This is a genomic window from Xanthomonas sp. JAI131, assembly GCF_013410075.1.
Lineage (GTDB): Bacteria > Pseudomonadota > Gammaproteobacteria > Xanthomonadales > Xanthomonadaceae > Xanthomonas_A > Xanthomonas_A bonasiae.
The window spans coordinates 161,439-182,249 of sequence record NZ_JACCCN010000004.1; the positions used below are offsets into that span (position 1 = coordinate 161,439).

At 69.9% G+C, this 20,811-nt stretch carries 11 protein-coding genes; 4 read left to right on the forward strand and 7 right to left on the reverse strand.

Annotated elements, in window-relative coordinates; translation table 11 throughout:
* Positions 1–63 precede the first annotated feature (63 nt).
* The 4 genes from HDC36_RS17340 to HDC36_RS17355 all read right to left on the reverse strand — a co-directional run bounded on the left by HDC36_RS17340 (position 64) and on the right by HDC36_RS17355 (position 7,359).
* On the reverse strand, positions 64–2,997 hold the full coding sequence (locus tag HDC36_RS17340; RefSeq protein ID WP_179569788.1) for a glycosyl hydrolase 115 family protein: 2,934 nt from the start codon (positions 2,995–2,997) through the stop codon (positions 64–66).
* Between the two features lie 639 nt (positions 2,998–3,636).
* Positions 3,637–3,978: a hypothetical protein gene (locus HDC36_RS17345; protein ID WP_179569790.1), complete on the reverse strand. Its 342-nt coding sequence runs from the start codon at positions 3,976–3,978 to the stop codon at positions 3,637–3,639.
* A 64-nt stretch (positions 3,979–4,042) separates the two neighbouring features.
* A complete protein-coding gene (locus HDC36_RS17350) occupies positions 4,043–4,501 on the reverse strand; it encodes a DUF4279 domain-containing protein (protein WP_255432792.1) in 459 nt (152 codons plus the stop codon).
* A gap of 161 nt (positions 4,502–4,662) precedes the next feature.
* Positions 4,663–7,359, reverse strand: coding sequence for a bifunctional acetate--CoA ligase family protein/GNAT family N-acetyltransferase (locus HDC36_RS17355; protein WP_179569792.1), 2,697 nt, complete (start codon positions 7,357–7,359; stop codon positions 4,663–4,665).
* 517 nt (positions 7,360–7,876) lie between these two features.
* Between HDC36_RS17355 and HDC36_RS17360 the strand changes: the two genes are divergently transcribed.
* Positions 7,877–9,706, forward strand: coding sequence for a monovalent cation:proton antiporter-2 (CPA2) family protein (locus HDC36_RS17360; RefSeq protein WP_179569794.1), 1,830 nt, complete (start codon positions 7,877–7,879; stop codon positions 9,704–9,706).
* A 633-nt stretch (positions 9,707–10,339) separates the two neighbouring features.
* Here HDC36_RS17360 and zwf read toward each other — a convergent pair.
* On the reverse strand, positions 10,340–12,193 hold the full coding sequence (gene zwf, locus HDC36_RS17365; RefSeq protein WP_179569796.1) for a glucose-6-phosphate dehydrogenase: 1,854 nt from the start codon (positions 12,191–12,193) through the stop codon (positions 10,340–10,342).
* The gene (locus HDC36_RS17370; RefSeq protein ID WP_179569798.1) at positions 12,190–13,980 is read right to left on the reverse strand and encodes a glycoside hydrolase family 15 protein; all 1,791 of its coding nucleotides are present in this window, start codon (positions 13,978–13,980) and stop codon (positions 12,190–12,192) included. The genes zwf and HDC36_RS17370 overlap by 4 nt, the downstream gene beginning before the upstream one ends.
* Before the next feature lie 175 nt (positions 13,981–14,155).
* Here HDC36_RS17370 and HDC36_RS17375 point away from each other — a divergent pair, with 175 nt between their 5' ends.
* Complete coding sequence (locus tag HDC36_RS17375) at positions 14,156–14,863, forward strand: response regulator transcription factor (RefSeq protein ID WP_179569800.1); 708 nt, start codon at positions 14,156–14,158, stop codon at positions 14,861–14,863.
* On the opposite strand, the gene HDC36_RS17380 is transcribed toward HDC36_RS17375, so the two are convergent.
* Complete coding sequence (locus HDC36_RS17380) at positions 14,839–16,239, reverse strand: ATP-binding protein (RefSeq protein ID WP_179569802.1); 1,401 nt, start codon at positions 16,237–16,239, stop codon at positions 14,839–14,841. The two genes, HDC36_RS17375 and HDC36_RS17380, sit on opposite strands and share 25 nt — an antisense overlap.
* 231 nt (positions 16,240–16,470) lie before the next feature.
* Here HDC36_RS17380 and HDC36_RS17385 point away from each other — a divergent pair, with 231 nt between their 5' ends.
* The gene (locus HDC36_RS17385; RefSeq protein WP_255432793.1) at positions 16,471–18,789 is read left to right on the forward strand and encodes a YadA-like family protein; all 2,319 of its coding nucleotides are present in this window, start codon (positions 16,471–16,473) and stop codon (positions 18,787–18,789) included.
* Positions 18,790–18,850: 61 nt separating this feature from the next.
* Positions 18,851–20,743, forward strand: coding sequence for a S8 family peptidase (locus tag HDC36_RS17390; protein WP_179569806.1), 1,893 nt, complete (start codon positions 18,851–18,853; stop codon positions 20,741–20,743).
* Positions 20,744–20,811 lie beyond the last annotated feature (68 nt).

The following is a 20,811-nucleotide window of genomic DNA, read 5'->3' on the forward strand; positions in this document are numbered from 1 at the left end:
GCGATCGGAAAGCCGAGCCGCACTGCGCTGGCCCGATGGTCCAGGCGCGCAAAGGTCAGCGGCTCAACCTGGATGCGCCGGGACCTCCGGCGGGCCGAAGTAGGAGTTCGGCAACGGCGCGTTGCGGATCACGATCTTCTGCACGACCATGGTCGGATCGACCATCATGATCTTCAGCACATGCCGCCCCGCAGTGGACACGGACTGCGAGGCGGTCAGGGTGCGCGCATTGTTCCTGGCATTCTCGTAGAACGCCTCGCCCAGAAAATTCTGCGACACGCGCTGCTCCGGCGTGAACACGCTGATGACCTGCGGTGGCTGATCGTCGAAGGCCACGGCCACGCTCAGCTGGTGCGCCGTGTTCACGTTGAGCGTCGGGTTGGTGATCAGATCGATGTCGTAACGGCCGGCCTTGGCCAGATAGACCGGATACTCCAGGCGCGGCGCAGTGCGCGGGTCGGAGAACGAGGCCGCGGTGACGGGAAAGACCGACATGGCGGCGCGTGCGCGGCCGTAGTCGGGGATGCGCTCCCAGCGCACGCCGCCGACATCGACGTTGCGTTCGAACGCGTCGGCGGCGATCGCGATCGGCCCTCGCAAACCGCCGAATGCGCCGCGCGCTTCGCGCCGCTGCGCCGCGGAGGCCTTGATCGCCTTGACGTGAATCGTCTGCGTCTTTTGCGCGCCGGTCACGACGATGGTCCCGGCCTGCTCGCCGACGCCGGCCTTGTCCCAATCGATCTCGACCCAGAAGCGCCGATCGTGGCGTCCTACGCCGAACGGCTTGCCCTCGGCGATCACGATCCACGGCTCGGCCGCGGCCACCTCGAACGCGATCGGGCGCGCGCCGCGCGGAAACACGTCGACGTAGTGCCGCTGCCGGCACAGGCTGTCGAACGTCGGCAGCTCCGGGTCGAGCCAGTAGCCCGGCCAGCCCGGCACCGCGCCTTCGACTGCCACCGCATAATCGGCGGTGTCTTCGATCCGCAGCGTCGTCACGGCAGGCATGATGTTCGCCGGGGGCGAATACCAGTCGAAGTAGCCCAGATGCACCTGGTCCATCAGGTGGTTCCACTTGCCGCCCGCCAGGCGCGTGTTGTAGTACTCGGTCAGTTCGCGGTCGCGCTGGAACAACTCCCGCACGTAGTCGGCCTCGGCGTTCGCGCTCGTCCGGCCCTGTTGCGCGTAGAACGCATTGCGCGCCGCGGCGATGTTCAATTCCGTCGCCGTCGCGCAGGCCTTCACCGGATGCAGCACCAACTGGTAATACGCGTCGTGCGCATCCGCCGGCAACCGCGACTGGATCCTTTTGGCCTGCGCCACCAGCGTGGCCCAGGCGTCCAGCACGCGCTCGGCCTCGCGGTAGTGCAGCAGGCTGAAGGTCTCCGGCTTCACCAGTTCCGGCTTGCGCCAGGCGTTGTACTTGGCGTATTTGGCGACGATGTCCGCGATCTGCACGGCGTGCTCGGCGCCGAATTCCCTGCTCGCCCAGCGCTGCGTCCAGCCGGCGACATCGTCCTTGGTGATCGCGTCCGGATTCCAGGCCATCCGCAGGAAGAACTCGATCGGGATCTCCAACGGCTTGAAATCGCCGACGTTGGCGATCCAGATCCGGTTGGCGCCATAGCGGTGCGCCAGGGTCATCTGCTCCCAGATCTTCGGCAGCGGATTGCTGTTGAGCCACTTGTACGAGAACGGCCCGCCGTTCATGTCCATGTGGTAGTAGATGCCGGAGCCGCCGGCGCGCTGGCGCTCGTCGGGTTTCGGCAGCCGCCGCAGATTGCCGACGTTGTCGTCGGTAAACAGCAAGGTCACGTCGTCCGGCACCTTCAGGCCGGCGTCGTAGAATTTCTGCACCTCGGTGAACAGCGCCCACAGCTGCGGGACCTGGCTCGCATCGGCACCTAGTTCCGCGGCGAGAATCTTGCGCTGATCGGCGATGATGGTTTCGAGCAGGCGCAGATCGGCCTGCAGATCGCCGGCGCTGGCCATGGCCACATCGCCGTCGCCGCGCATGCCCACCGTCACCAGCACCTCGTGCGAGCGGTTGCGTGCGATGCCTTCGCGGAAGAAGGTCTGCAGCGCCTCCTTGTTGGTGGCGTAGTTCCATTCGCCGTTGCCGTACTGGGTGCGGTGGTCGGTCCACTCCTTGTGCGCGCGCATCATCGGCTCGTGGTGCGAGGTGCCCATGACGATGCCGTATTCGTCGGCGAGCCGGGCGTTGTCCGCATCGTCCTGCGCGAACGCGTTGTCCCACATCGCCGGCCAAAGATAGTTCGCGCGCAAGCGCAGCAGCACCTCGAACAGGCGTGCGTAGAACTTGGAATTCATCCCGCCGAACTTCTCGGTGGTCCACTTGCCCAGACACGGCTGCTCGTCGTTGAGGAACACGCCGCGGTACTTCACCGCCGGCGGCCCTTCGAAATGCGTGCCGCGCCGGATCGAGATCGCCGGCCGGCGCCGAACCGGCACGTCCGCCCACCAGTACCAGGGCGACACGCCGATCTGTTCGGACAGCGCATAGATGCCGTAGATGGTGCCGCGCTTGTCGCTGCCGGCGATCACCAGCGCTTCGGCCACGCCAGGCATCGGATCGGCCACGGTCTGCAGCGTGTAGGACTCCCACTGCCCGAGGATGGGCGCGACATCGAGCTTGCCGTCGGCGACTAGCGCATCGACGACCGCACTTTTGCCGAGCGTGCCGATCAGTACGGCCGGGCGATCGAGCCGGCTCTTTTCGTTCACGAGCGCGGCCGGCATTCCGAACACGCGGCCGATGTCCTCGGCGAGATCGCGCGCCGCCCTGGCCACGCCAGGGAAATCTTGCGCGTCCACCTGGATCGGCGCGACGCCCCCGTCGCCCGCGAGCCGGAACGCATTGTTAGCGCTATCAAAAATGACCATGGCGCGCAGCGGCGAGGCGAAGATCGCCGCGCTCCCCGCGCCGACCAAGAAGTCGCGGCGCGAGAGGAGGAAGGAGGAATTCGATTCGGTCATGGGATGCGATTCGAGTGGCGAATGGAGTGAAAGAACCAGCGACATCCAGCGGCAATGCCGTCTTCGGGTCTCGTTGGAGCGGTACTGGCGCGCTCCCCTGCAGCGACCCGCACCAGGCAGGACGATAGGCAGGGAATCGTTCAGTTCGCAACACAAATGCAGTGCACGCCCTTCAACCGTGGCATGGCAGGGAAAATCGCACCCGAGTTGCTGCGCAGCAGCATGCAGCTGCGCTGGATGGATACCCGCTAAGCGGCGCCGTCAATCGCTCGCCTGGAAGATGGAGCAGACGCAACGCGCTGATGGCAGGCGTGGCGTTCGACGACGCTTCCGCCGTACTCCACTTCGTCGGTTGGGGGCGACGAACGACACGCGAAGTCGAACGAGACGAGCTTCTTCGATCCGTTCTTATGCGGCTCGTCTCATACCGGAGTTCGAGCTTGGCGTGCATCAGTTGGTTACGGTCGATCGTCTCGGCGCTCAGCCTGTGCTCCAACCATGCGTTCAACTCACCCGCTATCCACAGCGTCGGACTGTGACCGGCGCTATGCATGACCGTCTTTTCCATGCGCCAACCAGCCATCATCTGGCAGAGTTCGTTTGCGATGTCTTGCGGCACTTTACGGCGCATCAGGGCGCCTAACGCGCGTTGCGCGGCGCTGCCACACGCAATGGATGTGCCGGATTGTCTCTGAGGAATGCCGGCACTTGCGCGAGCCTGTCGGGCAGCGCTGGTCCAGACGTGCTGCGGTAGCTGGAGAAGCGGAAGCCAGCCTCGTAGAGCGCCTGGACCTTCGCCCACTGCTCTGTGTCCTTGGCGCGTGGCGCCTTGAACGAGCGTCCCATCTCATGGATCTCGCCGGCGCAATTCGGGCACACCGCAGAATAGCCCGGCCGCGGAGCGATCTTGAAACTCTTGCGGCATTCGAAGCACGCATGAGCAATCAAATAGTGGGGAAAGAATTTTTCTGCGGTCTCCATCGCAATCCACTATCGCGTTGCGCCACTAGGCGGCGCTGGCGTGCAGGCGCTCATGCAAGCCATATCAGTCTTCGGACTTGTCATAGATGTCCAAGCACAGCGAGATGCCACGTTTGGAGAGCTCCCCGAGCACGCTCGGACTGAATTCGAGCCCATCATTCGACGACCCCATGAAGACGCCGCAGAAGATATCGAGCGTGAACCGTGATGCGAGCAGATCCCAGACCGTCGGATCGGCGCTCAACTTGCCGAGGATTTCGGCAATTTGGGCAGAGATGTCTTCGGGGTGCCGATCGGCAGCAGACACGCTCCAACGCCCGGTCTTTTCCACATACCGGTTTCCGGTCTTCTTGCCGATACGCACATCGCCTTTTGCGAATGCACGGGTCGGCTCGCACTGCAGGAGTGCGGTCACCTCGGCGGGCACGAGGTCATCTCCGAAGATCCGGAACGAAACGACCGAAGAGTCAGCGATTCCCATCTGCCTGCGAGCGACCCCTGGGCCGCATTGCAGCGGCGGCATTGCCAGTATCGCGCATCGTGGCCCAGCTTCAAACGCCGGGGCAGGCGACGTCCGCGATGCTTTGCGGATGTCCTGGGCGCCCCCCCTGCCCCTAACACGCAGCCATGGCGCCGATCGACGCGGCATCGGACTCCTTCTGCCAGCGATGCAGGCACTCCCCCTCACCCCTTCCCCACCGGCAACACCACATCCATCAGCGTCGCATCTTCCGGGTCCGGCGTGGCCTTGAAACCCAGGTGTTCGCACATCGCCAGCATGGTGCGGTTCTCGCGCAGGACCTGGCCTTCGACGACGTTGAGGCCGAGCCAGCCGGCGTATTCGATCATGATCCGCATCAGTTGCCAGCCGATGCCGTGGCCCTTGAGGTCGGAGCGGATCAGGATGCCGTATTCGCCGCGGTCGTAGTCGGCGTCGGCGTGCAGGCGCACCGCGCCGAGCATGTCGCCGGTCTTGGGTTCGATCGCCACCAGGGCGATCGAACGGGCGTAGTCGAGCTGGGTCAGGCGGGCGATGAATTCGTGGCTGAAGTGCTTCACCGCCTGGAAGAAGCGCAGGCGCAGGTCCTCGTCGGTGACGCGGGCGAAGAAGCTGCGGAACAGCGCATCGTCTTCCGGGCGCACCGGGCGCACGAACGCGGCGGCGCCGTCGTTGAGCACGATGCGCCGCTCCCATTCCTTCGGATACGGGAAGATCGCGAAACGCGGATGGCCGCGGCCCTTGTGCAGGCGCCGCGACGGCGCCACCGCCACGCGTGCGTCGACCGCGATCACGCCGTCGCGGTCGGCCAGCAACGGATTGATGTCCAGCTCGCGGATTTCCGGCAGGTCGGCCGCCAGTTGCGCCAGCTTGACCAGCACCATCGCCACCGCACGCTCGTCGGCCGCGGGGACGTCGCGGTAGGCCTTGAGGATGCGGCTGACGCGGGTGCGACCGATCAGTTCGTGGGCCAGGCGCAGGTCCAGCGGCGGCAGCGCCAGCGCCTTGTCGTCGATCACTTCCACCGCGGTGCCGCCGCGACCGAACACGATCACCGGGCCGAAGGTGGGGTCGTCGGCGATGCCGGCGATCAGTTCGCGCGCCTTCGGCCGCAGCAGCGTGGGCTGCACCAGCACGCCGTCGATGCGCGCGTCCGGACGCGCGGCGCGCGCGCGGGCGAGGATGCCTTCGGCGGCGTCCTGCACCGCCTGCGCGCTGACCAGGTTCAGGCGCACGCCGTCCACGTCGGACTTGTGCGGGATGTCGGCCGAATGGATCTTCACCGCGACCGCCAGGCCCTGCGCCAGCATCGGCGCCGCCGCCAGCGCGGCGTCGGCGGCGCTGGCGGCGTGCACCACCGGCGCGGTGGGAATGCCGTAGGCGGCGAGCAGGCGGGTGGTGGCCAGCGGATCCAGCCAGGTCTGGCCGGCGGCCAGCGCGGCGTCGACGATGCCGCGCGCGGTGGCCGCATCGAACACGAAATCCTCGGGCAGGCTGGGCGGGGTCTCCATCAGCGCCGCCTGCGCTTCGCGGTAGCGCACCAGGTGCATGAAGCCGCGCACCGCGTCGGCCTCGGTGGCGTAGGTGGGGATGTGCGCGGCGTTGAGCGCGGCGGTGGCGCTTTCGTCGTTGCCCAGCCACACCGCGAACACCGGCTTGTCGCGGTGGTGGCGCGGGCGCAGGCCGAGGGTGCGGGTCAGCGCCTGCGCCGCGTCGGCCGAGGAGGTGAACGCGGTCGGCACGTTGACCACCAGCACCGCGTCGTTCTCCGGATCGGCCAGCAGCGCTTCGGCGGCGGCGGCATAGCGCTCGCCGTCGGCGTCGACCACGATGTCCACCGGGTTGGCGTGCGACCACTCCTGCGGCAGCGCCTGCTCCAGGCGTTGCAGGGTCTGCGGCGACAGCGCGGCCAGGGTGCCGCCGAGGTCGGCCAACTTGTCCACCGCCAGGCGGCCGACCCCGCCGCCGTTGCTGAGGATCGCCAGGCGGCGGCCGGGGAAGGTGCTGAGCCGGCCCAGGGTCTCGGCCGCGGCGAACAGTTCGTCCAGCGCGCGCACGCGCAGCAGGCCGGCGCGGGCGAAGGCCGCACCGTAGACCGCGTCGGAACTGGCCAGCGCCTGCACATGGGTGTCGGCATTGGGGTCGATGCGCAGCAGGCGCCCGGATTTCACCACCACCACGGGTTTGGCGCGCGCCGCGGCGCGCGCGGCGGACATGAACTTGCGTGCGTCGTGGATGTGTTCGACGTACAGCAGGATGGCGCGGGTGCGGTAATCGGTGGCGAAGTAGTCGAGCAGGTCGCCGAAGTCCACGTCCAGCGCATCGCCCAGCGACACCACCGCGGAGAAGCCGACCGAGCGCGCCACGCCCCACTCCACCAGGGCGGCGGCGATGGCGCTGGATTCGGAGATCAGCGCCAGGTCGCCGGGCTGCGGGCAATGCGCGGCGATGCTGGCGTTGAGCTTGGCGTGCGGGGCGATCACGCCCAGGCAGTGCGGACCCAGGATGCGCAGGCCCTTGGCGCGCGCCGCCGCCTCGACCCGCGCCGCGGCCGAGCCCGGACCTTCGCCCAGGCCGGCGGTGAGGATGATCGCCGCGGCGACGCCGCGCCGCGCGGCGATCGCGACGATGCGCGGCACGATCCGCGCCGGCGCGGTGATGACCACCAGGTCCGGCACCCACGCCAGATCGGTGAGCCGGCGCACGGTGGGCACGCCGTCGATCTCGCGGTAGCGCGGGCTGACCCAGCCGATCTGCCCGGGAAAGCCGGCGGCGCGCAGGTTGCGCACCACCGCGCGCCCGGCCGAGCGCTCGCGCGGACTGCCGCCGACGATGGCGACCGAAGCGGGGCGGAACACGGACTGCAGGTGGTAGGTGCTCATGGCGGGCGCGGGGCGGGCAAGCGGTGCGACAACGGTACACGGGTGATGCTGGCGCGGGGATGATCGGAAGATGCGGACGATCCGCGGCCTGCAGCGTCGCGGCTTTGGTCGATGCGGGAATGACGGTGGGTTCCGGCGTCCACGCGTCGGGACTGAAGTCCCTCCCACAGTGCACCACGGCCGATCGCGAGTTCCCTGCAGAAGCGGTTTCGACCACGACGAATGCAGCGTTGAGCATTCCGGCACCGATTCCTGTCGGGGCTGAAGCCCCTCCTACAGTGCACCTGGACGCTGGCCGCAGGTCTGTGGGAGCGACTTCAGTCGCGACGAACGAAGCGGGACGCTTGCCGGCTTCGCGCCCTGCCGGCGCCGATGGCCCGAAGCCGCCAAGCCGCGGCTCCCCGACCCCACCCGGCGTCCCGGCGATGCCAAAGGTCAGCGCCGCCTGCGTCTTCCCCCAATCCGGGTAAGCGGACGGTCGCGTGGCGGCCGCATAATGGCGCGATGGAGACGACTCATGCATAGCGGCGGCCTGGAACTGGCGCTGGTCTTGCTGCTGGCCGCGGTGATCGCGGTGCCGGTGTTCAAGCGCCTGGGCCTGGGCGCGGTGCTGGCCTATCTCGCCGCCGGCGTGGTGCTGGGTCCGGACGGCCTGGGCTTCGTGCAGGACACCGAGCGCATCCTCAACGCCGCCGAGATCGGCGTGGTGATGCTGCTGTTCCTGATCGGCCTGGAACTGTCGCCGGCGCGGCTGAAGCTGATGCGGCGCGCGGTGTTCGGCGCCGGTACCGCGCAGGTGGTGCTGACCGCGCTGCCGCTGGGCGTGCTGCTGCTGTGCCTGGACCTGAACTGGAAGAGCGCGTTGGTGGTGGGCCTGGCGCTGGCGCTGTCGTCCACCGCGGTGGGCCTGCAGCTGCTGGCCGAGCGCAAGGCGCTCAACAGCGACTATGGCCGGCTCGGCTTCGCCATTCTGCTGTTCCAGGACCTGATCGCGATCCCGCTGCTGGCCGCGATCCCGCTGCTCGGCGGCGCCAAGAACGACACCCTCACCTGGACCGAGGTGGCGCAGGCGCTGGGCGCGCTGACGGTGGTGGTGCTGTGCGGCCGCTTCGCGCTGCGCCACCTGTTCCGCGTCGTGGCGCGCACGCACATGCCCGAGGTGTTCACCGCCAGCGCGCTGCTGGTGGTGCTGGGCAATGCGTGGTTCCTGCAGAAGGCCGGGCTGAGCCCGAGCCTGGGCGCGTTCCTGGCCGGGGTGCTGCTGGCCGACTCGGAATTCCGGCACGAGCTGGAGGCGCAGATCGAGCCGTTCCAGGGCCTGTTGCTGGGCGTGTTCTTCATCGCCGTGGGCATGGGCATCGACCTGGACCGCATCGTCGCCGAGCCGTGGCTGATCGCCGGCGGCGTGGCCACGCTGCTGCTGGTCAAGTTCAGCCTGCTGGTCGGCATCGGCCGGGTGGCGCGGCTGCCGCTGCGCAGCGCGCTGTTGCTGGGCAGCCTGTTGTGGCTGGGCGGCGAATTCGCGTTCGTGGTGTTCACCGAAGCGCAGCGCGTGCAGTTGCTCGACGACGCCAACCACGACCGCCTGGTCGCGGTGGTCGGCGTGTCGATGGCGCTGACGCCGCTGCTGCTGATCGGCATCCAGCGCCTGCTCGACGGCGGCGAGGCGGCCAAGGCCAGGCGCACGCCGCCGCCGGCCGCCCACTACGACACCGTGGACGAGCAGCGCGCGCAGGTGCTGATCGCCGGCATGGGCCGTTTCGGCCAGGTCGTGGCGCGCCTGCTGACCGCGCAGCGCATCCCGTTCGTGGCGCTGGAGCACAACCCGGACACGGTGGAAGACCTGCGCCGCTTCGGCAACAAGATCTATTACGGCGACCCCAGCCGCCCGGACCTGTTGCGCGCGGCCGGCAGCGACAGCATCGGCATCTTCGTGGTGGCGATGGACGACCCGGAGACCAACATCAAGACCACGCGGCTGATCCGCCGCCTGTATCCGAAGGCGCAGGTGCTGTCGCGCGCGCGCAACCGCCAGCACGCCTGGCGGCTGATGGATCTGGGCGCCGAACCGTTCCGCGAGGTGTTCGCCTCCAGCCTGGAGCTGAGCGAGAAGGTGCTGGTGAACCTGGGCCTGAGCCCGGAGACCGCGCGCGACCGCATCGCCCGCTTCCGCCAGCACGACGAGCAGCTGTTGCGCGCGCAGCACCTGGTGTACGACGACGAGGCGGCGGTGGTGCAGACCTCGCGCGATGCGCGCGCGGACCTGATGCAGCTGTTCGAGGCGGATGTGAGCGACGCGCCCGGGGACGCGGCGGACGATGCGGCGGCGGCGAAGCCGCAGGCATAACGGTGTTGGTGTTGATGGTGCGGCGCTTGCGTAGCGTGTGCGGCGGGAGGACTGGCGGCAGGGATGTCGGTCGTGGCGCTGCCGGATGCCGGTTGGATCCTTGCTTCGTTCGTCGCGGCTGACGCCGCTCCTGCAGGTTTCGCGAGCTATTGCTGGAGCGCTTGCAGGCGGGCTTTCGCCCCGACAGGATGCGAAGCCGGTGGGCTCACCGCTGCGTTCGTCGCGACTGAAGTCGCTCCCACAGGCATTGCGGCTGGCATGCCGGGTGCTGTGGTGGGAGGGAATCGTGACGGTCTTGGGCCATCGGTTCCGACAGGATCTGAAACCTGACGATTCCGCAGCTTCGTTTGTCGCGGCTGAAGCCGCTCCTACAGGGATTCGCGAGTGATGGCTGCCCTTGTAGGAGGGGCTTCAGCCCCGACAGAATGCCGAACCTGCCAGTTGCGCCGCTTCGTTCGTCGCGGCTGAAGCCGCTCCTACAGAACTGCAGCGGACGCGCTGCTGCAGCACTCGCGGCTGGTGCGCCGGGTGCACTGTGGGAGGGACTTCAGTCCCGACTGCAGCCAGGCCTCGTCTCGACGGTGGCACAAGGCCACCTGACGTCGCTCCCACACGGGCTACGCGCATTGCGGGTCAGCGCTTCGCCGCCGGTCGCTTGGCCGCAGCTGCGGGCGACTTCTTCGCCACGCGCTTGCTCGCTTTTCCGGCAGAGGCTTTGACTGCCTTCTTTGACGCGGCCGTCTTGTTGCCGTCCGCTGTCTTCCTGCCCTCCGTCGCCTTCGGCGAGGCGACCGCTTTCTTGGCCGAAGCAGTCCTCGCCGCCGCAGCCCTGCTGGGCTTGCCGGCGCCGGCCGCCTTGGCTTTCGAAACGGCAGGCTTGGCAGAAGCCGAAGCACGCTTCGGCGGCGCTGCGGGCCTGGCGTCGGCGCCGCCTTCCGCCGGGCGCCGCGGCGGCGGCCGGCGGCCGGCGGTCAGGGTGCGCCAGCTGTGGCCGCCGTTGAGCGCGAGCAACGCATCGGCCGCGGCCGGGCCGGCGCTGCCGGCCGGGTATTGTGCCACTTCGTCGGCCGAGGCCTGCCAGGCATCGAGGATCGGCTGCACGATGCGCCAGGCCGCCTCGACCATCGTCGCGTCCTGGAACAGGCCGGCCTCGCCGTTCATGCAGTCCTGCAGCAGGCGTTCGTAGCCGACCGTGTATTCCTTCGGGAACCAGTCGCGGTAGCGGAAATCCATGCGCACCGGCGCCAGGCTGACCCGTGCGCCCGGACGCTTGACGTCGAACTGCAGCGAGATGCCCTCGTCGGGCTGGATGTGCAGCACCAGCCAGTCGGGACCATAGCCGCCGATCTCGGCGCTGCGCAGCGGCGCCAGCGGCGCCGGCTTGAAGCGGATCGCGATCTCGGTGGTGCGTTCGCGCAGTCGCTTGCCGGTGCGCAGGTAGAACGGCACGCCGGCCCAGCGCCAGGTGTCCACCTGCAGCTTCATCGCCACGTAGGTCTCGGTGTTGGAATCGGACGGCACCGTGTCTTCCTCGCGGTAGCCGGGCACCGCGTTGCGCCCGATCGCGCCGGCCGCGTACTGGCCGCGCACCACGTCGGCCGGGGCCAGCGGCCGCACCGCCTCGATCACCTCGGCGCGCCGGCGCAGCATCGAGGCCGGGGTGAACGCCGCCGGCGGCTCCATCGCGATCATCGCCAGCAGCTGGAACAGGTGATTGGGCACCATGTCGCGCAGGCAGCCGGTGGGATCGTAGAAGCCGCCGCGCCCTTCCACGCCGATGGTCTCGGCGGCGGTGATCTGCACGTGGTCGATGCGGTCGCGGTTCCACACCGGCTCGAACAGGCCGTTGGCGAAACGGAAGGCGAGGATGTTCTGCACCGTCTCCTTGCCCAGGAAATGGTCGATGCGGAACACCTGGTCCTCGTCGAGCACGCGGCCGACGATGGCGTTGAGCTCCTTGGCGCTGCGCAGGTCGTGGCCGAACGGTTTCTCCACGATCACCCGGCGCCAGCCGCTGCCGGCGGTCTGCTTGACCAGCCCGGCCGCGCCCAGCTGCTCGATCGCCGGAGCGAAGAAGCGCGCCGCGGTGGCCAGGTAGAACAGCACGTTGCCGCCGGTCTGGTATTGCGCGTCGTACTTGGCGATCACCTCGCCCAGCGCGCGATAGGTCGCCGCATCGGCGAAATCGCCGCGCAGGTAGTGCAGGCGCGTGCGCAGCCAGTTCCACACGTCCTCGTCCAGGCCGTCGGCCTTGAACTCGGCGTCGCGGTCGGCCATCAGCCCATGCAGCGCGGTGCCGAGCAGGCGCCGCCAGGTGGTTTCGCTGATGTCGCCGTGGTCCACGCCGATCACCGCGAACTGTTCGGGCAATGCGCCGCTGCGGCGCAGGTTGTACAGCGCCGGCAGCACCAGGCGCCGGGTCAGGTCGCCGCGCGCGCCGAACACCACGATCAGGCAGGGAGGAGTGGTTTGCGTCGCTTCGCTCATGGAGGGGTGTCCTGTTTGCCGAGTAAGCCATGCAGGCGCAACGCGGCGTGGACCAGGGCCACGTGCGAGTAACCCTGCGGAAAATTGCCGAGCATGCGGGCGCTGCGCGGATCGTATTCTTCGGCCAGCAGGCCGACGTCGTTGCACAGGCCGAGCAGGCGTTCGAACAGCGTGCGCGCCTGTTCGGTGCGGCCCAGCAGCGCGTAGTTCTCCACCAGCCAGAAGCTGCAGGCGATGAAGGTGCCCTCGCCGGCCGGTAGGCCGTCGCCGCTGTCGTCGTCGGCGCGATAGCGCTCGACCAGGCCATCGATGCTCAACCGCTGCGCGATCGCATCGGCGGTGGCGGCGACGCGCGGATCGTCGGCCGGCAGGAACCCGACCAGCGGAATCAGCAGGGTCGCCGCGTCCAGCCGATCGCTGCCGTAGCTCTGCACGAAATAGCCGTCCGGGTGCACGCCCTGCTCCAGCACCTGCGCATGCACTTCGTCGGCCAGCGCGCGCCAGTGCGCACGTTGCGCGGCGTCGGCGTCGGTGACCCCGTCGCGCGCGCCGCAGTCGAACGCCAGCCACGCCATCACCTTGGAATGCACGAAATGGCGGCGCTGGTCGCGGATCTCCCAGATGCCTTCGTCCGGCTCGCGCCAGCGCTGCTCCAGCACTTCCAGCAGCTGCCGCGCCAGCGAACGGCCATGCGCCGCGGTAGCCATGCCTTCGTGGTGGCCGCGATGGAACGCGGCGATCACCTCGCCGTACACGTCCAGCTGGAACTGGCCGGCGGCGGCATTGCCCACGCGGACCGGCAGCGCGCCTTCGTAGCCGGGTAGCCAGTCCACTTCCCATTCGGACATGCGCCGTTCGCCGCCGATGCCGTACAGCGCCTGCAACTGGTCGGGCGAGCCGGCCACGGTGCGCTGCAGCCAGCCGTGGAACGCGGCCGCTTCGTCGGAATAGCCGGCGGCGTGCAGCGCGGTCAGGGTGAACACCGCATCGCGCAGCCAGCAGAAGCGGTAGTCCCAGTTGCGCTCGCCGCCGAGCCGTTCCGGCAGCGAGGTGGTGGGCGAGGCGACGATCGCGCCGGTGGGCAGGTAGCTCAGCCCCTTCAGCACCACCAGCGAACGCCGCACCGCCTCGGTCCACGGGCCGGCCTGCACGCAGCGGTGCGACCAGCCATGCCAGAACGCCTCGGTCTGCGCCAGCGCCTGTTCCGGCGCCAGCGGCGGCGGCAGTTCCAGGTGCGAGGCGCCATGGCTGAGCACGAACCAGGTGCTGTCGCCGGGCTCCAGCGCGAAATCCGTCTCGGTGGCGAAGCCGTGGCCATGCATCGGCTGCGGGCTGCGCAGCGCGATCTGGTCCGGCCCGGCGATCGCCTGCAGGCCGCCGTCGATCTGCGACACCCAGGGAATGGTGCGGCCGTAGTTGAAGCGCAGTTGCAGCTGCATGCGCAGCGGCACGCGGCCGCGCAGCCCGCGCACGATGCGCACCACGTGGTTGTGCACGTCGTCGTCGTGGCTGGCGACCATGAAGTCCAGCACCGCCACGGCGCCCTGGTCGGTCTCGAACTCGGTTTCCAGTACCAGGCTGCCGTCGCGGTAGCGGCGGGTACTGGTGAAGTCGCCGACCGGCGCGATCGACCAGCGGCCGTGCTCCGGGGTGCCCAACAACGCGGCGAACAGCGCGTCGGAATCGAAGCGCGGCAGACACAGCCAGTCGATCGAGCCGTGCCTGTCCACCAACGCCGCGCTGCGGCAGTTGCCGAGCATGGCGTAGTCCTCGATTCGTGCTGCCATCATGTCCGCCGTTCGCCAGGAAAGCGCGAGTCTGCCAGCGCCGGCGTTTGCTTTGCGTAAGGGCCGCCGGCCGGCCACAGCGCGCCGTTAATCCCCCAGTGGGTCTGCTCGGAGATCGACGGCGCGCTCCATGGGCAGACGCAATCGGCCGGCTGCCGCTACACTGCGCCAGCGCATGAATGCCACTATCGCTGCCGCCGCCCTGCGCGTTCTGGTCCTGGAGGACGATCCGATGCTGCGCGAGCGCATCCTGATCCCGGGCCTGCGCCGTTTCGGCTTCGACACCCATGGCTGCGGCAGCGGCGCCGAGCTGCAGGCGCGGCTGCTGACCGCCCCCGCCGACATCGTGGTGCTCGACGTCGGCCTGCCCGACACCGACGGCTTCACCGTGGCGCGCGAACTGCGCCAGCAGTATCCGGCCATCGGCATCGTCATGCTGACCAGCCTGGGCCAGACCGAAGACCGCGTGCGCGGACTCACCGGCGGCGCGGATGCCTATCTGGCCAAGCCGGTGGAGATCGACCTGCTGGCGGCGACCTTGCACAGCCTGACCCGGCGCCTGGGCGGCGCCCCGATGGAACCGGCGCGTGGCCGCTGGCAGCTCAGCGAGGACGGCTGGTGCCTGCTGGCCCCGTCCGGCGCGGCAGCGGCGCTGACCGCGAGCGAACGCCGCCTGTGCCGGCGCCTGCTCGAGCAGCCCGGCCTGCTCGTCGCCCGCGAGGCGCTGATCGCGGCGCTGACCGATCGCGTGTACGACTTCGACGCGCACCGCCTCGACTCGATGGTGCACCGCCTGCGCAGCAAGGCGCAGCGCCGCTGCGGCGCCGCCCTGCCGTTGGCCGCGGTGCACGGCAAGGGCTACATCTTCGATCCGTCCGGCTGAGCGGCGGCCACGCGCGCCGTGCCGGCCGTCGCGGGCGCCTGCGGCAAGGCGATGCGGAAGCGGGTGCCCACGCCCAGTTCGCTGTGCACCTGGATGCGGCCGCCGGCGCGCGCCACCAGGTCGTGCACCACCGCCAGGCCGAGCCCGGTGCCGCTGTCGGCGGGCTTGGTGCTGTAGAACGGCTCGAACACGCGCGCCACCACGTCCGCCGGCATGCCCTGGCCGTCGTCGACGACCTCGATGATCGTCCACGCCGCTTCGCTGCGCACGGCGATGTCGAGATGGCCGCGGTCGGCGATGGCGTCGCGGCTGTTGCTGGCCAGGTTGAGCAGCATCAATTCGAACTGGCTGCGATCCAGGTGGATCGGCGCCGGCGTCGCCGGCAAGGCGCAGCGCAGCACGATGCGCGCTTCCAGCAGCTGCCGCAGCATCGGCTGCAACGCATCGATGGCGGCCGCGGCGTCGAAGTCCTCGGCCTGTTCGCCATCGCGGCGGCTGAAACGCAGCAGCCGGCGGATGACCGCCATGCCGCGCCGCGCCGATTCCTCCACCGACGCCAGGCTGTCTTCCAGCAGCGCGATGCGCTCGCCGTCGCTGCCGGCGTCGTCGTCGTGGCGCGTGGCGGAGAAGCCGACGATCACCGCCAGCACGTTGTTGAAATCGTGCGCCAGGCCGCCGGCCATGCGCTCGACGATCTCGCGCTTCTGCGCATGGATCAGCTGCGCCTGCGCGCGTTCGCGCGCCAGCATTTCCTGCTGCAGGCGATGGCCGCGCGCATTGGATTCGCGCAGGCTCTCGCGTAGCGCTTCGGTGGTGCGATCCAGCAGCAGCGTCACCAGCAGGTAGCTGAACAGCACCGACGGCAGGTTGTAGAACGCGCGCCCCGGCTCGTCGGCGAACTCCAGCAGCGCATCGTGGCCCACGCCCAGGCCCAGCATCAGCAGCAGTGCGCCGAAGGTGATCCACAGCGCGCGGCGCCCGAGCACCAGCCCGGCCAGGATCAGCACCAGCATCTGCGCCAACTGATCCGGCAACTGACGCTGCAGGCCGTTGACCGCGGCATTGACCAGCAGCGACGCCAACATCGCGGCCAACAGCAAGCCGACGCCCCCGCGCAGCGCGCCGCGGCGCACGCGCACGAAGCCGATCGCGGCGCACACCGCGATCAGCAGACTCATCGACAGCGACACCACCAGGCCGGGCGGCACCCCGCGTCCACGCAGCTGCGGCCAGGCGAGGGGCAGCGCGACCGCGAACGTGGCCGGAATGGTGATCGCCAGGAACAGCAGCAACAGCTGGATCACGCGCACGTTGCGCCGGTCCACCTCGTCCACGACCGGCACCCGGTCGAACCAGTTCAACAACGCCCTCACCATCCGAATGCGCTCCCCATCCCACTCGACTCGGTGAGAACCCGGTGATGATCGTGCGAGAACTTGCGGGTGACAAGCAAATGACGCCGCGCATAAGTTCGCTGTACGGAGCGCGCACAGGGGGAATCACGGCGCGCTTCCCAAGACCACTCGGACCGAAGCGGCGCCCGCGCGCCGTTGACGTCGCGTCCTGCCCTGTCGCCACGCACACCAGAGATCGCCATGAACGCATGCATGTCCATCCACGGCACCGCCGCCCCTCGTCCGACCCTCAGCGCCGCGCTCGGCGCTTCCACCATTCGCACCCGCAACGTGCTGGCCCTGGCGTGCGCGCTGTGCCTGGCGCCGCCGGCGCTGGCACAGGCCGCGACCGATGCGACGGCCACCGACACCAACGCGGCACCGGCGGACGCGAGCGCCGACGCCAGTTTCTATCTGCAGGCCACCGGCAGCGACAGCAGCAACGCCGGCGCCTATGCCGACGGCGAAGAGGCGCTGGCGGCGGGCGAAGCCGCCTCCGCGGTCGGCACCGGCACCGTCGCGCTCGGCGCCGGCGCGGTCAGCTACGCCAATCATGCGCTGGCGGTGGGGCACAACAGCCTGGCCACCGAGGTCTCCACCACCGCGATCGGCGGCGTGCTCGACCTGGACTACTCGTACAAGCAGAACGGCCAGGTGATCTGGCAGCAGACCTCCGCCTCCGGCCTGGCCGCGACCGCGCTGGGCGCCGGCGCGCAGGCCGGCGGCGAGTACAACGTGGCCACCGGCGCCGGCGCGATCGCCAGCGACCGCTCCAGCGTCGCCATCGGCGGCATCGTCGATCTGGGCAACGAGTTGTATCCCGGCTTCGGCCTGGACGGGGTCTACCTGCAGGCCACCCAGGCCACCGGCCCGCTGTCCACCGCCGTTGGCGGCGGTGCGCTGGCCACCGCCTACAGCTCCACCGCGGTCGGCGCGCTGGCCGAGGCCAGTTCCGAACGCACCGTGGCGATCGGCACGCAGTCGATCGCCAACCAGTACGGCGCGGTGGCCGTGGGCGGACGCAGCGAGGCGTCCGGCGAATTCGCCGTGGCGATCGGCGTCGCTTCCAGGGCGCTGGGCCAGAGCAGCCTGGCGCTGGGCGGAAGCGCCTTGGCCGCGATGGACGACACCACCGCGCTCGGGCAGGCCGCGCTGGCGCTGCAGCAGGGCGCCACCGCCGTCGGCAGCGGCGCCTGGGCCGGCGGCACCCGCAGCATCGCGATCGGCCAGGCGATGGTGTGGAACGGCAATTTTTGGGGCGATACCCCGATCATCTTCCACGACAGCATCGCGGTGGGCACCGGCGCGGACGCCTACGGCGACCAGGCGGTCGCGATCGGCGCCGGCGCGCGGGTGGGCAACTCCACCTTCGTCGACGATGTGCAGATCATCACCAACAGCAGCGTGGCGCTGGGCGCCGGCTCGGTCGCCGAGCGCGACAACACCGTGTCCATCGGCCACGCCGGCGCCGAGCGCCAGCTCACCAACCTGGCCGCCGGCACCGCCGATACCGATGCGGTCAACCTGGCGCAGCTGCGCGGCGTGGCCAGTGCGTTCGGTGCCGGCAGCACGGTGGATGCCAACGGCAATCTGATCGGCGGCAGCTATCTGGTCCAGGGCACGCGCTATAGCGACCTCGGCTCGGCACTGGGCGCGTTCGACACGGCGCTGACCGGCTTCGACACACGCATCAACGCCATCGCCAATTCCGGCGGCGGCCAAGGGGTCAGCATCGGCGGCGGCGACGCGGCGCCCCCGAGCACCGGCACCGGCACCAACGCGGTCGCGGTGGGCTCCGGCGCCACCGCCAATGGCGACAACGGTCTGGCGCTGGGCGCCGCATCGCTGGCCTACGGCCCCAACGACACCGCGATCGGCGCCAACGCCAAGGTCAATGCCGACGGCAGCACCGCGGTCGGCGCCAATGCCCGCGTCGCCGCGGTCGCGACCAATGCGGTGGCGGTCGGCGAGAGCGCCAGCGCCTCCGCCGCGTCCGCCACCGCGCTCGGCCAGGGCGCCTCGGCCACCGCCGCCAATTCCGTCGCGCTGGGCCAGGGTTCGCTCGCCGACCGCGCCAATACGGTCTCGGTCGGCAGCAGCGGCAACGAGCGCCAGATCGCCAACGTCGCCGCCGGCAGCGCCGGCACCGATGCGGCCAACGTGGCGCAGATGCGGTCCGGCGACAGCGCCACGCTGAGCAGCGCCAATGCCTACACCAACACCCGCGTCACCGCGCTCGACGACAGTTTCAACCAGCTGCGGACCGACACCGAGCACCGCCTGGACGGCATGGACCGGCGCATGGACCGGCTGGGCGCGATGAGCGCGGCGATGCTCAACATGGCGATCAACGCCGCCGGCACGCAGAGCCCGCGCGGGCGCGTGTCGCTCGGCGCCGGCTTCCAGGGCGGCGAGCAGGCGCTGTCGATCGGTTACGCCAAGAAGCTCGGCGCACGCGCCTCGTTCAGCCTGGGCGGCTCGTTCAGCGGCGGCGAATCCTCCGCCGGCATCGGCGTGGGCGTGGACCTGTGAGGTCCATGCGTCCCGGCCACGCGCCGTCCTCTCTTTCCTCTCGTTGCCACAGGACCTTCAGATGATCTCCAAGAGCCAACTCAGCGCGGCCCTCGCCCTCGCCCTCGCCGCCAGCGGCGCCCAGGCCGCCGCGCCCGCCATCGGCAAGGGCGGACTGACCGAACCGGCCACGCAGTCCGCACAACCGCCGCAGGTGGGCCAGCGTTTCATCGTCAAGACCCGCGATGCCGGCACGACGGCGCGGCGCCTGCTCGACGGCACGCTGTCGACCGCGGTCAGCCGCACCGGCCTGCAACGGGCCAAGGCCGCCAGCGCCGGCGCCCCGGCGCAGGGCGCGGTCAGCGCCAAGGTGCTGCGCGAGATGGCGGTGCCGGGCTGGCACGTGGTGCAGACCTCGCGCCGCCTCAACGCCAGCGAAAGCGCCGCGTTCGTGAAAGAACTGCAGGCCGATCCGGCGGTGCTGTCGGTCCAGGTCGACCGCCTCTACCAACGGCTGGACGAGCAGCGCGTGGCGCTGCCCAAGGCCGCGTCGGCCACGGCCACGGCGGCGGCGGCTCCCAACGATCCGGCCTACGCCCAGCTGCAGTGGAACTTCCACGATCCGGTCGGCGGGGTGAATGCCGAGCAGGCCTGGACCCGCTCCACCGGCCAGGGCGTGGTGGTGGCGGTGATCGACACCGGCGTGGTCAAGGACAACCCAGACCTGGCCGCGAACGTGCTGCCCGGCTACGACATGATCACCGACCATCGCGTCTCGCGCCGCGACAGCGATGGCCGCGTGCCCGGCGGCTACGACCTGGGCGACTGGGTGGAGGCCGACTACTGCGCCGCGCTGGGTTCGCCCGGCAACCAGCAGCAGGGCAGCTCCTGGCACGGCAGCCATGTCTCCGGCACCATCGCCCAGGTCACCAACAACGGCCTGGCCACCGCCGGCCTGGCCCACGACGCCAAGATCCTGCCGGTGCGCGTGCTCGGCTCGTGCGGCGGCTTCGGCAGCGACATCGCCGACGGCATGCTGTGGGCGGCCGGCTTGCCGGTGGACGGCCTGCCGGCCAATCCGAATCCGGCCGAGGTGCTCAACATGAGCCTCGGCAGCGGCGGTCCCGACACCTGCCCGCAGCTGTACCAGGACGCGATCGACAAGATCAACGCCGCCGGCAGCATCATCGTCGTGGCCGCAGGCAACTCCAACGCCGACGCCGGCACCTACACCATGTCCTCCTGCAACGGCGTGATCAGCGTCGGCGCCACGCGCGTCAATGGCGGCCGCGCCAGCTATTCCAACTACGGCACGCGCGTGGATGTCGCCGCGCCGGGCGGCGGCGGCAGCGTCGACGGCAACCCGAACGGCTACATCTTCCAGGTGGTCAATGCCGGCACGCAAAGCCCGACCGGCGATTGGCAGATCGGCGGCATGGCCGGCACCTCGATGGCCTCGCCGCACGTGGCCGCGGCGGTGGCGATGGTGCAGAGCGTGGTGAGCACTCCGTTCACCTGGACCGGCATGCGCGACCTGCTGCGCGCCAGCGCGCGCCCGTTCCCGGTCGCGATCCCGACCACCACACCGATCGGCGCCGGCATCCTGGACGTGGACATGCTGCTGCAGATGGCGACCACGCCGCCCTGCCAGCCGTCGGACAGCAGCTGCGTGCCGCCGACCAAGACCCTGACCAACAAGGTCGAGATGCGCGGTCTCGGCAGCCAGGGCGGCGACGCGCTGTACAGCTTCCAGGCCGAGGCGGGCAAGGCGGTGAGCTTCATGACCTTCGGCGGCACCGGCAACGTCGCGCTCTACGCCGCGGCCGGCAAGGTGCCGACCAGCAGCAGCTACGACGCACGCTCGGTGCGGACCGGCACCACCCAGACGATCCGCGTCACCCCGTCCAGCGCAGGTACGTACTACCTGCGCCTGTCCGGCAGCTACAGCGGCCTGACCCTGGTGGCGCGGCAGTAGGCGCCACGCGGCGGCGCCGTTCGCCGCCGCGCCGGCAGGCGCGGGAGGGCGTTCCTCCCGCCCGGTTT

What these genes read in the sequence shown, in the direction of transcription:
- HDC36_RS17340 (WP_179569788.1), bottom strand. Translation starts at nt 2,997, where the DNA reads ATGACCGAATCGAATTCCTCCTTCCTCCTCTCGCGCCGCGACTTCTTG.
- HDC36_RS17345 (WP_179569790.1), bottom strand. Translation starts at nt 3,978, where the DNA reads ATGGAGACCGCAGAAAAATTCTTTCCCCACTATTTGATTGCTCATGCG.
- HDC36_RS17350 (WP_255432792.1), bottom strand. Translation starts at nt 4,501, where the DNA reads ATGCCGCCGCTGCAATGCGGCCCAGGGGTCGCTCGCAGGCAGATGGGA.
- HDC36_RS17355 (WP_179569792.1), bottom strand. Translation starts at nt 7,359, where the DNA reads ATGAGCACCTACCACCTGCAGTCCGTGTTCCGCCCCGCTTCGGTCGCC.
- HDC36_RS17360 (WP_179569794.1), top strand. Translation starts at nt 7,877, where the DNA reads ATGCATAGCGGCGGCCTGGAACTGGCGCTGGTCTTGCTGCTGGCCGCG.
- zwf (WP_179569796.1), bottom strand. Translation starts at nt 12,193, where the DNA reads ATGAGCGAAGCGACGCAAACCACTCCTCCCTGCCTGATCGTGGTGTTC.
- HDC36_RS17370 (WP_179569798.1), bottom strand. Translation starts at nt 13,980, where the DNA reads ATGGCAGCACGAATCGAGGACTACGCCATGCTCGGCAACTGCCGCAGC.
- HDC36_RS17375 (WP_179569800.1), top strand. Translation starts at nt 14,156, where the DNA reads ATGAATGCCACTATCGCTGCCGCCGCCCTGCGCGTTCTGGTCCTGGAG.
- HDC36_RS17380 (WP_179569802.1), bottom strand. Translation starts at nt 16,239, where the DNA reads ATGGTGAGGGCGTTGTTGAACTGGTTCGACCGGGTGCCGGTCGTGGAC.
- HDC36_RS17385 (WP_255432793.1), top strand. Translation starts at nt 16,471, where the DNA reads ATGTCCATCCACGGCACCGCCGCCCCTCGTCCGACCCTCAGCGCCGCG.
- HDC36_RS17390 (WP_179569806.1), top strand. Translation starts at nt 18,851, where the DNA reads ATGATCTCCAAGAGCCAACTCAGCGCGGCCCTCGCCCTCGCCCTCGCC.